Genomic DNA, 13810 nt, shown 5'->3' on the forward strand with positions numbered 1-13810 from the left:
ACCTGTGAGCGCTTCAAGACCTTCTACACCGCACTTGCTGCCCGGTCGGGCTCCAAGAAGCTCGCTATCATCGCCGTGGCAAGGAAGCTCCTCGTCGTCCTCAATGCCATCATTCGCGATAAAAAAGCTTTCGCATGAACACAGTTGCCATGCCGTTACGTCGGCCAGACAATGCAGCGGTGCAGAAAATCCTTGCTGCGGCCGGGTGCCAATTCTGCATCGCCGAGACGCTTTCAAGTCACGGCATGGATCCTAGGGTCTTCGCTCCGCTGCGCGTCGCTTCGCCCTAGGATGACGAAGGAGCGTGGAGCCGCACCACTCCACCTAATGCCGCCGCATCGCCTTAGGCGCGTGCCCGTGCTCCTCGCGAAACGCCCTTGCAAAGCTCGACATCGACGCAAAGCCGCACGCCAGCGCCACATCGCGCACCATCAGCGTCGAATGCGCCAGCAGGTCGGCTGCACGCTTCAGCCGCAGCCGCCGGTAATATCCATTGGGCGAGATATCCAGCTCGGCGCGGAAACTGCGCTCGAGCTTGTCGGCCGACACGCCGAGCCGTTCCGCCAGCTCCGCCATGCCGAGCCTTTCCTCGACCGCATCCTCCATGATGGCGATGGCCGACAGAACCAGCTCGTTCTGGACGCCGGTGCGCAGCCTGAGCGGCATCAGCTTGCGGTCGACGCTCGACCGCAATGGCGAGTGCACGAACCATTCGGCGACGCCCGCCGCGATTTCGGCGCCATAGTCGCGCGTGATGATTTCCAGCATCATGTCGAGGCTGCCGACGCCGCCGGCCGAGGTGAAGCGCTTGCGGTCGATGACGAAGAGATCGCGCCGAAGCTCGATTTCCGGAAAAGCCTCGCTGAAGGCTGCCTGGCTGGTCCAGTGCAAGGTGCAGGCATGGCCGTCGAGCAGGCCGGCGCGGGCGAGGAAGAAGGCGGCGTCGGCGACAGCGCCGATATGTGCGCCGCCGCGCAGGCTTTTGCGGATCCAGCTCATCGCCTCATCGGCCACGACATGATCGGCATCGCCGCCGGAACACACGACGATGCGGTCGACCTTCGGCGCGTCGGCGGCCGAGAAACCGGGTTGGATGACGACGCCGTTCGATGCCTCAACCGTACCCGCATCGGCCCCGACGATCACCCATCGATAGCAGTCGCGCTTGGCAAGAATGTTGACGGCGCGCAGCGGCTCGATGACGGACGAAAATGCCATCATCGGAAAACCGGGAAAAACCAGCACCGCGAAGGTGAGGGGCGCTTCGCGCGGTTCCGGCGGCGCACGGTCGCGTTTTCGGCTGGCGAGGCTGTCGCTCACGTTTTTGTATTTCCCACGTGCTGCATTGGTGGCAGAGAAGACCAAACTGTAGCCGGCCCCTCGGCTGGCTTGCAACGGAGCAACAACACGATGTTTGCGGCAACGGCAATCGACACAAGCAACAAGCCGGCCTTCTACAAGGAGTTGGCCACGCAATTGAAAGCGCTGCTCGAAGGCGAGGGCGATTCCGTCGCCAACGCCGCCAACACCGCGGCGCTGATCTACCAGATGGTGCCCGACCTCAACTGGGCCGGCTTCTATTTCCTCGCCTCCGATGACGAGCTGGTGCTCGGACCCTTCCAGGGCAAGCCCGCCTGCGTTCGCATCGCCGTCGGCAAGGGCGTCTGCGGCAAGGCCATCGAGCTCGACATGTCGATGCTGGTCAAGGACGTCAACGAATTTCCCGGCCACATCGCCTGCGATGCCGATTCGCGCTCGGAGCTGGTCGTGCTTCTGCGCGATGCCGAAGGCGCGTTCGGCGTGCTCGACCTCGACAGTCCGCTGCCCGGGCGCTTCGACAAGGAAGACCAGACAGGCATCGAGAAGCTCGCCGCGATCTATGTCGCGGCCTGTGAGTTCGAGGACGATGATGAAGGCTGATAGGTGAGGCGACCCTGCCTTACACGAACTTCACCAGCATCAGGCTGAAGCAGCCGATGAAGATGAAGGCTGAGAAGGCCAGCATCAGCGGCCGCAGTCCGCGCGAGCGAAGCCCCGAAATATCGGCCTGCAAGCCCATGGCCGCGAGGCCCATGGTGAGCATGATCTGTGCTGCGAGGGCGATCGCCGAATGGATCTGCGCCGGGATCGCGATCAGGCTGTTCAGCGCCACCACCGCGACGAAAGCCGCGACGAACCAAGGCAGCGGCGGCCTGGCGCCGGAAGCATCACTGCTGCCGCGGCGTGCCATGACACCGAGCGCGATCACCATCGGCGCCAGCATGGCGACGCGCGTCAGCTTGGCGACGGTCGCCGTCTCGCCGGCCTGCGAACCGTTCTGGAAGCCGGCGCCGATCACCTGCGCCACCTCATGGATCGAGGCTCCCGCCCATAGGCCGAAGGCGTGCTGGTCGAGCCCGAAGACCGGCGCCAACAGGGGAAAGCCGAGCATGGCGATGGTGCCGAACAGCGTGATCGCGGCAACCGCGTAGGTCACGTCCTCGTCGCGCGCGTCGGTGACAATGTTGGTGGCGACTATTGCCGAAGCTCCGCAGATCGAGGTGCCGGCGGCGATCAGCTGGGCCAGCTTGGCATCGACGCCGATCAGCTTGCCGAGTGCGACGGTGAAGAGGAAGGTGGCGCCAAGCGTGGCCGCGACGATGCCGACACCGCCAAGGCCGATGCCCGACACCTGGCCGAACGTGAGCTGGAAGCCGAGCAGCACGATGGCGAAGCGCAGCAGGCGCTTTTGCGAAAAGGCGATGCCGGCCTTGGCGTGGGCGGGCAGGCCGAGCACGTTGGAATAGATCGTGCCGGCCACCACGGCCAGGATCATCGGGCTGAACAAGGCAAAGCCTGAGACATTGTGGGCCGAGAAGGCCACAGCGGTGATCATCGCCACCAGCACGATGCCGGGGATAATGCCGTTCCAGGCTGATTCGAGCCGCTTGCGGCCTGCGGCCAGATCGGCAGAAATCGGGCTTGTCGGAATATCGTTCGCGATGTGGATGGCGGAAGACAATGCAATTCTCCAGGCGAGTGGATCGGAGGAATGCCATTCCCGAACAAATCTTTCCAACGAATTGTTCTGGTTGGAATGATCGATTTTCACGAACGATTGGTGTTTGAGCTGGCGATGGAACACCTCCCGAATTCGACAGGCTGGGCCAATCTCAAAATCTTGACGGGCTGAACTTCCTGTCCCAGCGTGGCGCATGTTCGTTTTTGCACCCGCCATCATCAAGCGACGTCGCCTCTATACGATGGGGAGCGGTAAGCCGATTGCGCGACGACAAACACCGGCCGAATAAATTCCGGTTTGTTCGTTTCCCGCCCCGCCGCGACATCCGCCGGCGGGGCTTTCATGTCTGGAGCCTTGCTGTGACCAATTCTTCCATCCGGTTTCGGCCGGCCGAACGTGCTGACTCTGCCACGATCAGGGACATCGTGCGCTCCGCCTATTCCAGATGGGTGCCGTTGATCGGCCGCGAGCCGATGCCGATGCGCGCCGACTATGACAGAGCAGTTGCCGAGCATCCGTTTGAACTCGCCGTCGAGGGCGATCGCATTGTCGGCATGATCGAGACCATGCTGGAGGAGGATCACCTCTGGATCGAGAATGTCTGCGTGGCGCCGGACGCGCAGGGCAGGGGCATTGGCCGGCTGCTGCTCGAACGGGCCGAGCACAAGGCGCGCGTGGCGAGCCGCTTCGAATTGCGCCTGCTGACCAATGGCGCCTTCGCAGCCAATGTGTCGCTTTACAAGAAGCACGGCTATACGATCGACCGCGAAGAACCGTTCATGAACGGCACGACGGTCTATATGAGCAAGAAGCTGGCATGATGCAGAACGCCATCGATGATCTCTGTAGGATTGCTCCCAAGTTGACGCAGAATCTCGGTTTGGAGCAGATTGCTGCCGCTCAGACGTGCATCGAATCCGTGATCGCCGACAAACAGAGGAGGTTCGGATGGCAATCAGGGTCCGGTTGAAGCCACTCTCGGGGCGGTATGCGGTTTCGCGCCTCGAAGCAAAAGAGAGCATTCCCGGCTGGGCCGACGGACCGGGCTTCGTCAGCATCACCAGGACCGAGGACGAGCTTTCGGTAGTCTGCCTGCAGGAGCGGGTGCCGGACGGGGTGCAGCGCGACAGGGACTGGGTCGCCCTGAAACTCCAGGGTCCCTTTGCCTTCGACGAAACAGGCATCGTGCTGTCGGTAATAAAGCCATTGTCGGAAAACGAACTCGGTATTTTTCTTGGTATCCACTTTCGATGGCGACCATCTGCTCGTCAAAGAGAAGGATGAAGCCGCGGCAAGGGGGCTTCTGGTCGCGGCGGGGCACATTCTTCTGTAGCCGCCTGGCTCAATCGCCCGCCCTTGCGTTTGACATCGCTCTTGCCGCATCGTCATCTCTGACGCGATGCGACGATCCGGCGATCGCCCCCCAATCACATCAGATATCCCGCCCAAGGAGAACCATGTCACACAATCTGCAGTTCTATATCGATGGCGTGTGGGTCGATCCTGTTGTGCCCAACACACTCGACGTCATCGATCCCTCCAACGAGGACGCTTTCGCGCAGATTTCGCTGGGCTCCAAGGCCGATGTCGATAAGGCGGTGGCGGCGGCCAAGCGCGCCTTCGCCAGTTTCGGCTTCAGTTCGGTCGAGGAGCGGCTCGACATCCTCAACCGCATCATCGAAATCTATAAGAAGCGCAGCAAGGACCTTGCGCTCGCGGTCTCGCGCGAGATGGGCGCGCCGCGCCAGATGGCGCTGGACAGCCAGGTCGGCGTCGGCCTTGCGCATCTGGAGAAGATGGCCGAGGTGCTGAGGACCTTCCAGTTCCGCCACATCAAGGGCACCTCGCTCATCGTCAAGGAGCCGATCGGCGTCGTCGGCCTGATCACGCCGTGGAACTGGCCGCTGAACCAGATCACCTGCAAGGTCGGTCCCGCGCTTGCCGCCGGCTGCACCATGGTGCTCAAGCCGTCCGAGATCGCGCCGCTCGACGCCATCATCTTCGCCGAGATCATCGACGAGGCCGGCGTGCCGAAGGGCGTCTTCAACCTCGTCAACGGTGACGGCCCGACCGTCGGCCAGGCGCTGGCCAGCCACCCGGATGTCGACATGATGTCCTTCACCGGCTCGACCCGCGCCGGCATCCTGGTCGCCAAGGCGGCGGCCGACACGGTCAAGCGCGTGCATCAGGAGCTCGGCGGCAAGTCGGCCAACATCCTGTTCCCCGATGTCGATCTGGAGCGGGCCGTCACCAAGGGCGTCGCCGGCTGCTTCGGCAACAGCGGCCAGTCCTGCAACGCGCCGACCCGCATGTTCGTGTCGCGCGACCGCCATGACGAGGCCGCCGGCTATGCGAAGAAGGCGGCAGAGAAATTCACCGTCGGCCCGGCCGATGCGCCCACGTCGAAGCTCGGTCCGGTGGTCAGCCAACTGCAGTTCGATAAGATCCAGGACCTGATCCAGAGCGGCATCGACGAAGGCGCCACCCTGGTTGCCGGCGGCCCCGGCCGCCCGGCCGAGCTCAACCGCGGCTATTATGTCCGGCCCACCGTCTTCGCCAATGTGACGCATGACATGCGCATCGCCAGGGAGGAAATCTTCGGGCCGGTGCTGTCGATCATGCCCTACGACACGGTCGAGCAGGCGATCGAGCAGGCCAATGACACCGTCTTCGGCCTTGCCTCCTATATCCAGGCCAAGGACATCGAGAAGGCGCGCCAGGCGGCCGCCCGCATGCGCTCCGGCACCGTCTACATCAACTACCCGGCCTGGGACGCGGGCCTGCCCTTCGGCGGCTACAAGCAGTCCGGCAACGGCCGCGAATATGCCGAATACGGTCTGGAGGATTTTCTCGAGATCAAAGGTATCGCGGGGTATGCGGCGACTGAGTAGGGCACTGTAGCCAGTGATCGTCAGCGCTGAAGTAAAAAAGGCGCGGTTCAACCGCGTTCTTATCTTTGAAAACAAGTCGACCAGGGACGGCCACTATACTCAAAGACTGATCCAACGGAGACATCGCCTGGTCGGGATGAGATGACGCGTATCTATTAGGCTTGGCTGATGCGATTGGGGCTGGCTGACTGGCTGTGTTTCTCGAACAATCGGAGCTTTGCCGGATATCCAAGCCGTATCGGTGTCTGGCAGCCCCCGCATTTGAATGTAGCCACGGACTTGAACCAGGAGCCTTTCCGGATAATCGGATGCCGGCATCTTGGACATTCGAATCTGAGATCTGTCTCATTCAGGTTTTTAGGAATCGACATTTTGCCACACGCTCCTATGCACCCACCGATAGCACGTTAAAGTAGCAATGTTTCAGTCCTGCGACCGCCAGACTGCCGCGTTGTAACGAGAGTGATTCCTGGCAACCGAACTGCGATCAGGGCCAAGCATCGTGCTCGACCGACCGAGCATTTGGCTACAAGGCCACCTTTCTGCGAAACACACCAGAAAGGATATTTGGTAAGGATTAGTTCAACCGGGCCGAGTATGGTGAGAGTGGCGGCTCCAGCTTGGGGGGGTGGATTGGGCCAGAGCCGCCTGCACGGTCATTGTGTGGCAGTAGACCGCGCTGTGTCAGAATAGAACAGCGCGGTCTATAATTAGTTAACGCTAATTAAATGCGGCGGCTACCCTAACGGCCGCCGACCTGCCGTGATTCCATTGTGGGTGGTCTGCCAGCGTACAAGCTGGGCGTGGTTGCAAGCGTGGTTCACCAACCGTCGCAATTTGAAAATGCCGTTCTTTCCGAACTTTTCAAGTAATGACCTGGCAACCCGAGGGCATAGGTCTTCCGGTAGGATGATGAAGCGCGAAAAAGCCCCGCCGGCGAGATGCCTGCGGGGCTTTTCAGCGGATAGTCGATTAACGGCGATCGCTTCCGCGGCCATCATGGTGGTCGCCGTTGTTCGCGCCCAGGCACATGGCGTAGTAATCGTCATGGTTGCTGCACGAATTGAGGGCCGCCTGCTGAGCATAAGCCGAACCAGAAAAGCCGGAGACAGCAACAATGGCGAGAATTGCATTGCGAACAATCTTGGACATTTCGATTTTTCCTTTGTTTAAATTCCGGTCGAGCCGGTCGATAGCGGTTTTCCTGCAGTTTGGTTTCGGTTTGATGGCGCGTGAACGCAAATTTGTTTCGAAACGGCAACGGCAGTAGCCGAGTCGGCCAGACGCCTCGCAAGCCATGGCGGCTCGTTTGTATACAAATGTTTCAAAGCCTGTCCTTCTCGTTACGAGCCTTGCGCTTGCGTGCAATGCGGCGGAAACGCTCGTCGGTCATCTAAGGCGCCATCATGAAGGCGGCGGGATTGCCCCGTTACAGCCATGGCGAATTGAGGATAAACTCTATGTCGATCCTGAAGACATTGAACCGCATGGGGGCGGCCTTGAAATATGCGCAGGATGCCCGCAACCCAACGCGGATGCGGAACGGCATGCCGTCCGACAATCAGCTGGATATTTGCTGGCCGGTGATGCCGACAACCAAGCACCTGTCCTCGAACATCTGGGGCGGGATCTGAAATAGCGATCGCTCGGAAGCCCGCTCGTCGACCTGCGCATGGCAATCGTCACCGCGCGAGCCGCAGGCAACGCGCCGTAGCCGCGCTTCTCGGCACCTCCCGAGCTCGTCGCGAGCGTGTTGACGCGCGATTTATCCGTGCCCCGCCTCGATGATGCCGACCATCGCGCGGGTAAATTCGACCACGCTGTTTGCGGTGATGGCGGCATTATCGGGGGATTGACCGATGTGCTCGGCCGCTCCGCAACAGGACCGGCGGATGCTGTCGTAGTATGGATCTCTCTCATCGTCCGGTAGTGCTGCCAAATTCAGGGCGCGACGGTGGATCATGCGCAGTAGCTGCGCCAATGCTGTTTCGACACTCATGCGTTTTGCTCCGCATCGGTCGAGCGTCTCGGCACACCGAGTGCCGGATCGTCGATCGGGAGATTTCCCGAGTCGAACAGGCTGCACAGTAGCCATTAATATATCGTTGATTGCTAATGTAAGAAGCGCATCGAGCATCACACCGTTCGGATGCGAAGGGGTGCCGATCCGAGGTGCGGATATGGGCACAAACTGGCGATGTTCGAGCGACACCGGCACTTGGCGGTGAAAGGCTCAAAATAAGCGGTTGAAGGCCGCCTATGCGCCGGGACGCGGATAGGCGTCGGCACGCATTCCCAATCAGCATCGTCAAGGCCGTATGATCGTGGTTCGTTACGGCGAGCGCGCGCGGAAGGAGGAGCGATCCTGGAAATCTGCGATCGGCCACAGACAGTGCGTCAGGAACCTGCCCGCCGCGCAAAATGCTCATAAGTCGCCTGCCAGGGATCGCTCTCAGTCATCCTTTCCTCGCCGATCCAATGGAAGCTGTCGGCCGTGATCTCGGTGAAGCGCCAACGGGCTTGCAGGCCGCGCGAGTCATGGCCGATCTGGACGATGTCGTTGCCCTCGGCCCGCCCGATCTGGCGTGAGTAATCCTGGTTGAGCGGATCGATCCAGATGATGTGCCAGCCGTCGATGCCGGGATCGAAGACGCGCAAGGTGGTGCCGTACATGGTGGACGGGGCAGGGCGCCTCGGCCTGATCCTGAGGTCCTGCATGGCGCGGCCTTCGAGCACCCAGCCGAAATGGCATTCCCCATCCCATTTCCGGATCGTGCCGTCGTCGAGATGGTGGACCGTGTCCATGTCCCAGCTGCCGATCAGCCAAGCGTACAGGTCCATGTCTTTCGCCCAGTCGGAAGGGCCATCGGAGGTGAGGGCGGTGAGAAAAGGGGACATTGTGGTCGTCATCGCTTTCTCCAAGGCGAGCAGGGAGCTGGAACATCGCCGCGATAACTTGCGGCGTTGTGGTTTCTGGGTCTTGGAAAAAATTGCTGTGTTGCCGCTATCGCGATCGCCCCCACAGCATCCTTGATGCAGCGGATTCATCCACTAGTTAATTCCGTGGGCCACCGTATTCGCGAGTTTTTGCCTTGGGGCAGCGGCGGTTTAGACGTTTTGACCGCATGCCGCGCAAGGACAGCTGGGCACATTTGGAGACTACCGTGCGTCAATCCCTTGGAACCAGCTTGGCTTATTTGGCATTTGCTTGCTCGATCGCGGTAGCTTGCGCTGGGACTGCAGCCGCCGGCCCGCACGGCGGGGGGCATGACGGTGGCGGCCATCAGGGTGACAACGGGGGCCATGGCGGCCATGACAACGGCGGCAACGGCAAAGGCAAGGACAAAGGACCTGCCGGCGATCCCGGCGATCCCGTCGGCGACAGCGGCAGTCCGTCGTCGAACGATGGCGGGATCAGCACCACTCCAACGGCCTCAATACCGTCAACTCCAGCTGCCATTGTCGACCTGTCCACAGGCGGCGGACATTCGCTCGACCTCCCGTCCGCCCTGCAGCCTCTCGAAGACAACACTGTTCCATCAGCGGTCCACCCGATCGAAGCGCTGCCCGGTGTCCCGGATAAGGTCGTTCGCGCCTGTCAGGACGCAATCGAGCAGGCCGCTGCCAAGTTTGGTGCGGCCAGTGTGCGCGTCAGCAGCGCAGGTTCCATACGTCGGTTGAGCAAACGCAAGATCTCGGCCCCCATTCAGGTCAGCATCGACTATATGCATCAGGGACGGGTGGAGACGCGTGAGGCGCCGGTCGAGTGCGAATTGAACGCGAAAGGCAGCGTGATCGGTCTGACATAGCGCAGATCGCGGAACTCCTTGCGATCCCCTTTTCCGGGCCTCCGTGTGTTGCGAATGGTACAGACTAATGACTGGAGCGTTCACCGCCGTCACAATCGTTTTGAATTCAATCCGACGTCGGGTGTATTGGCCGGAGGGCAAAGGGAAGCGCGATAGTACGCACGCGGATCACCTGCGAGGAGTTGCGAAGCTTGCTGCGCGTAGTCGTCTTCTGGCTGACAGCCTTCATCTGACCGGTGCCGGCCGATGCGCGGCCAGAGCGAGGCTGCAGCGGCGGCTCAATTTGCGCGCTGCGGCGCTCAGCCCTGAGCTTGTCATTTTCCGCGCGTTTGGCAGCCAGGTCGCGGGCCAGAGAAACAGTGGCTTCGCGCTGGTTGTCCAGAGCTTCGTTCAGCCTGGTGACCTCTCCTGAAAGTGCTGGGGACGTACCGCGCTCCAGGCGGGCTTTATTAAGATCCTCACGGGTCGATGCTGCGGAAGCGCGTTCCCGTGTCAGAGCCTGCGCGGTCTCGGCTGCGGTCTGCTCGGCACGCTCTTTTGCTGACACAGCCCTGACTCGTTCCTGTTCAGCCGCGTCACGCCCCAGGCGGGCTTTATTGAGGTCCTCGTTGGTTGATGCTGCGGAAGCGCGCGCCAGGGCGAGAGCCTGCGCCGTCTCGGCTGCGGTCTGCTCCGCACGCTCTTTTGCTGAGACAGCCTTGGCACGTTCCTGCTCAGCCGCGTCACGCTCGCGGCGGGCTTTATCGAGATCCTCAGGGGTCGATGCTGCGGAAGCGCGTGCTCGTGTCAGAGCCTGCGCGGTCGCGGCTGCGGTCTGCTCGGCACGCTCTTTTGCTGAGACAGCCTTGGCTCGTTCCTGTTCAGCCGCGTCACGCTCGCGGCGGGCTTTATCGAGGTCCTCACGGGTCGATGCTGCGGAAGCGCGTTCTCGTGTCAGAGCCTGCGCCGTCTCGGCTGCGGTCTGCTCCACCCGTTCTCTCGCTGTGGCTGCACCGGTTCGTTCCCGCTCGGCCTTATCCGCGATCGCGGCCTTGGACAGTTCCATTGCGGCGAGGTCGCCACGAAGGTCCTTCGACTTCCGGCGCTCGTCGTCAAGCAATGCGTTCACTTGCGCAAGCGAGGCCTTGGCACTGGCGCGGTCCTCGGCGGCCGTGGCCTGAAGCTGTGAAATTTGCGCCCGCGCTTGGGATAGGTCGCGGGCCATCAATTCAGTTCGCTGACGCTCCAGATGATCAGCCGGCATCTGCGTAACGACATAGTTGATGCTCTCGCCCAGCAGCCTGCGAGCATCTCCCGCAATGCGCTGCAATGCGTCATACGTGCGGGCTGCCGAGAGTTCGTTGCGCAAACGCTCCCCGTATGCGTCGTCGGCTGCTGCCATGCTTGTCCTCAGCGCATCGACCTGCTTGCGCGATTCCAAGAGCGCACTCTGCAGAGAGGCGCTTCTGGCGCGCTCTTCTTCCACAGCTCGGTGCTCCTGGCCGGCCAGATTCCTCGCGGCGGATGCCTGAGCACGAGCAGCCTCGACTTCAGCCTTGGCAGCCGCGAGATCCGGCCCAGGCGATGCGGCATTCGTACGCCCGTCGCCCTGGGCTGATCCCTCCATATCCAATGCAGCACTCGCCGGAACCGCGAAGGATCGCGAAAGATCGGGCTGGGAGGGATTCTGGGCCTGCGAAATGGCGGGGGCGCTTTCGACCCAATTCTGTCTCGTCATCGTATAGCCAAGCGACACGGCCAGGCAGATCGTGGCGATGCCCAGGCCTGATACAAGACCGATAGGCCAGCGAACACGGGGAGGTGAGTCCGTAGCGCTGTTTGTCGGGGAAGCGAAGGGATTGGGCAGGTCGCCTGGCGAACTCTCATAAGCTTCGGAGATCATCTCGAAATGCTCGATTCGCACCCCGAACTGACGGTAGTTTGCATCCTGAGGCCGGGCATCCGCATCCGAGGATACGACAGCCTGAGAAGAACCAGGTCCGGTTGCAAGGTCGACCGGGCGTTCCCAGACCCAAGGAACCTCCTCGAGAGGAACAGGCTTGCATTCTTTCAGGTAGGCATTTGGTTTCGGGCGACTCCGCAGCACTGCGACAAGGGCATGCCGGAGCACAAGAAAGACGCCCGCCAGTACGAGTATCGCAATCCCGGCCAGGATGGCGAGATCTGTGTTATTCGTGTAAATTTCGGCAAGATGATTTGGCATCGTCGTGCCCATGTGGTCTTGGGTGCAATTTAAGTTCGCGAAGCGGTGTTTGGGTCTTCTCCCCGATGCTGGCTAAAGCTGCTGCTGCTCTCGAAGCTGTCACTGCTTCGGGCCTTCCAGTGCGGTGCGAATGTATTTGTTGCGTTGCGGAGCGCGGTCATGCGCCGGCAGAAGATGCCGGCGCAGAAGATGTGCGCTCGAACCGAAGCTCGAAGATACAGTGGCCGCCGGTTGTCGCCCGCCGCCAATGTTCCGAAAAGCCGACTCGCACCTCTCCATCGTCAATATCCCAAAAGTTCTCCCACGGGGCGTTCCAATCCGCATTTTTGGGGAGTCCGGACGGTCCATTCTGAACTCTAAGCTAGGTCACAGACCCCTAGGGTCAACCACCTCGGCAGGACTTCCGGCCATGCAGAACGGCCATTGTGATGCCCGCTCTTCGCGCGGATCTGAGTCTCCGTTCAAACTCGATAGGCGCGTCGACAACGCCTTCTATGATCGAATGTCTGCACATTGGTCGAACAGACGCGTCTCCCGCGTGAAATCGCGGCACGGCGAAGCCGGAGAATCGTACATGGGGGACGCGAAAGAAGGTTGTGGAACCAAGTCGTCCACAGGACATCCAGTTTGGCTGGGGAACCTGGATTCGAACCAGGACTAACGGAGTCAGAGTCCGTGGGTCTACCGTTAACCTATTCCCCAGCAGGCGCGTCTGGTATCGCGCGATGCGGACGGCTCATGTGCCGCGAGCGCTGCCTTGTAGCCGCCATCGGAAAATAGTCAAGCCCGCAGCTGAGATCAACGCAGGCTTTTTGAGCCTTTGTCCGATGCCTGTCGTTCTCCCAAAGCCGTTCCGCACGTATGGGCGACATGCATCGGCTCTGCCGCCGGGCGCCGAAGGCTCAGCTCTCGCCTTTGCTGTATTGAGAATGCTCGAAATAGAGCACCACGCCAAGGCCGATCAGCAGCGGAACAATGAGATAGAACAGGCGGAACACCAGAAGCGCGGCGAGCACGCCGACCGGATCCATGTCCGAAAGCCCGGTGAGGAAGACGAATTCGAACACGCCGAGCGCGCCAGGCGCGTGCGACAGGAGCCCGATCGAGAAGGATACCATGAACACGCCGAGCACCACGAAATAGCCGGGATTGCCGATCTCGGGCAGGGCAAAATAGATGATCGCGGCGGCCCCGAGCAGTTCGACCGGCCCAATCAGCAATTGCCGCGCCACGATCGGCAGCGCCGGATAGTGCAGCTGGAAGCTGCCTATCTTCAGCGGTCTCAGTCGCAGCCAACTGCCGAAGGCGTAGGCGCCGACAAGGATGAGCATGGCGAGCCCGGCGGCGAATGCGGCGCCGTGATGCGGCGTGCCCGTGAAACGGTCGATGATCTGGGGTTCCAGCAACAGCACGAGGCCGCCGAGGAAAACGCTGGACAGGATGAAGGTGAACCAGCAGATCGCCACTAGCACGCCGACCTCCTGGCCGGTCAGACCTCGCGTGCCGTAGGCGCGGTAACGGATGACCGCGCCGGAAAACACCGAGCCGCCGATATTGTGCGACACCGCGTAAGTGGTGAAGGAGCACAGCGTGACGAACAGCCACGATACTTTCTTGCCGATATGCAGCAGCGCGATGTGGTCGTAGCCGGCGAGCGAGGCATAGGCGACGACCGCGCTCAGGGCCGCGAGCACCCAGCCGCGCGGCGGGATGGCGGCAATGCCGGCCCAGACGTCGTCGAGCGAAACGCCGCGCAGTTCGTGGATGAGCAGCCACAGCGAGAACGCCACGGCCGCGATGCCTATGACCGGCCAGAAATAGCGCCTCCAATTCATGGCGTCGTCATCATGCGTTGCAACTCATTGATTTTGATGTTGCCCAACCCTTCGAACCTTCATTTCAGACA

General features: G+C 61.4%; 12 protein-coding genes, 1 tRNA gene and 1 pseudogene. 6 read left to right on the forward strand and 8 right to left on the reverse strand.

Translation table 11 applies throughout. The annotated features are described in order from the left end of the window. Nucleotides 1–324: 324 nt before the first annotated feature. On the reverse strand, nt 325–1221 hold the full coding sequence (locus FJ423_RS14175; protein ID WP_224532761.1) for a GlxA family transcriptional regulator: 897 nt from the start codon (nt 1219–1221) through the stop codon (nt 325–327). A gap of 189 nt (nt 1222–1410) precedes the next feature. Here FJ423_RS14175 and FJ423_RS14180 point away from each other — a divergent pair, with 189 nt between their 5' ends. Further along, nucleotides 1411–1920, forward strand: a complete 510-nt coding sequence (locus FJ423_RS14180) for a GAF domain-containing protein (RefSeq protein WP_140842608.1) — start codon at nt 1411–1413, stop codon at nt 1918–1920. A 19-nt stretch (nt 1921–1939) separates the two neighbouring features. On the opposite strand, the gene FJ423_RS14185 is transcribed toward FJ423_RS14180, so the two are convergent. After that, nucleotides 1940–3001, reverse strand: a complete 1062-nt coding sequence (locus FJ423_RS14185) for a YeiH family protein (protein ID WP_140842610.1) — start codon at nt 2999–3001, stop codon at nt 1940–1942. A 359-nt stretch (nt 3002–3360) separates the two neighbouring features. Between FJ423_RS14185 and FJ423_RS14190 the strand changes: the two genes are divergently transcribed. The 3 genes and pseudogenes from FJ423_RS14190 (at nt 3361) to FJ423_RS14200 (ending at nt 5892) form a co-directional block, all read left to right on the forward strand. Then, a complete protein-coding gene (locus FJ423_RS14190; protein ID WP_140842612.1) occupies nt 3361–3822 on the forward strand; it encodes a GNAT family N-acetyltransferase in 462 nt (153 codons plus the stop codon). A 127-nt stretch (nt 3823–3949) separates the two neighbouring features. Further along, a pseudogene (locus tag FJ423_RS14195) lies at nt 3950–4334 on the forward strand (ACT domain-containing protein). Between the two features lie 124 nt (nt 4335–4458). Next, nucleotides 4459–5892 (forward strand): aldehyde dehydrogenase family protein, encoded by a 1434-nt coding sequence (locus FJ423_RS14200; RefSeq protein WP_140842614.1) that lies wholly within the window; start codon nt 4459–4461, stop codon nt 5890–5892. A 972-nt stretch (nt 5893–6864) separates the two neighbouring features. Here the strand turns inward: FJ423_RS14200 and FJ423_RS14210 are convergent. Beyond that, complete coding sequence (locus FJ423_RS14210) at nt 6865–7044, reverse strand: hypothetical protein (protein WP_140842616.1); 180 nt, start codon at nt 7042–7044, stop codon at nt 6865–6867. A gap of 308 nt (nt 7045–7352) precedes the next feature. On the opposite strand from FJ423_RS14210, the gene FJ423_RS33525 reads away from it, so the two are divergent. Next, entirely contained in the window at nt 7353–7526 is a 174-nt protein-coding gene (locus FJ423_RS33525; protein WP_181164972.1) for a hypothetical protein, read from the forward strand. 131 nt (nt 7527–7657) lie between these two features. On the opposite strand, the gene FJ423_RS14215 is transcribed toward FJ423_RS33525, so the two are convergent. Further along, on the reverse strand, nt 7658–7891 hold the full coding sequence (locus FJ423_RS14215; protein ID WP_140842618.1) for a hypothetical protein: 234 nt from the start codon (nt 7889–7891) through the stop codon (nt 7658–7660). A gap of 398 nt (nt 7892–8289) precedes the next feature. Continuing rightward, on the reverse strand, nt 8290–8802 hold the full coding sequence (locus FJ423_RS14220) for a hypothetical protein (RefSeq protein WP_140842620.1): 513 nt from the start codon (nt 8800–8802) through the stop codon (nt 8290–8292). A gap of 254 nt (nt 8803–9056) precedes the next feature. Between FJ423_RS14220 and FJ423_RS14225 the strand changes: the two genes are divergently transcribed. Then, entirely contained in the window at nt 9057–9701 is a 645-nt protein-coding gene (locus tag FJ423_RS14225) for a hypothetical protein (RefSeq protein ID WP_181174797.1), read from the forward strand. A 106-nt stretch (nt 9702–9807) separates the two neighbouring features. On the opposite strand, the gene FJ423_RS14230 is transcribed toward FJ423_RS14225, so the two are convergent. The 3 genes from FJ423_RS14230 to FJ423_RS14240 all read right to left on the reverse strand — a co-directional run bounded on the left by FJ423_RS14230 (nt 9808) and on the right by FJ423_RS14240 (nt 13739). Next, nucleotides 9808–11916, reverse strand: a complete 2109-nt coding sequence (locus FJ423_RS14230; RefSeq protein ID WP_140842622.1) for a hypothetical protein — start codon at nt 11914–11916, stop codon at nt 9808–9810. 616 nt (nt 11917–12532) lie between these two features. Then, a tRNA-Gln gene (locus FJ423_RS14235) sits at nt 12533–12606 on the reverse strand. Nucleotides 12607–12806: 200 nt separating this feature from the next. Continuing rightward, on the reverse strand, nt 12807–13739 hold the full coding sequence (locus FJ423_RS14240) for a YbhN family protein (RefSeq protein WP_140842624.1): 933 nt from the start codon (nt 13737–13739) through the stop codon (nt 12807–12809). Between the last annotated feature and the right edge of the window lie 71 nt (nt 13740–13810).

The sequence above is a fragment of the Mesorhizobium sp. B2-8-9 genome (assembly GCF_006439475.1).
Taxonomy (GTDB): domain Bacteria; phylum Pseudomonadota; class Alphaproteobacteria; order Rhizobiales; family Rhizobiaceae; genus Mesorhizobium.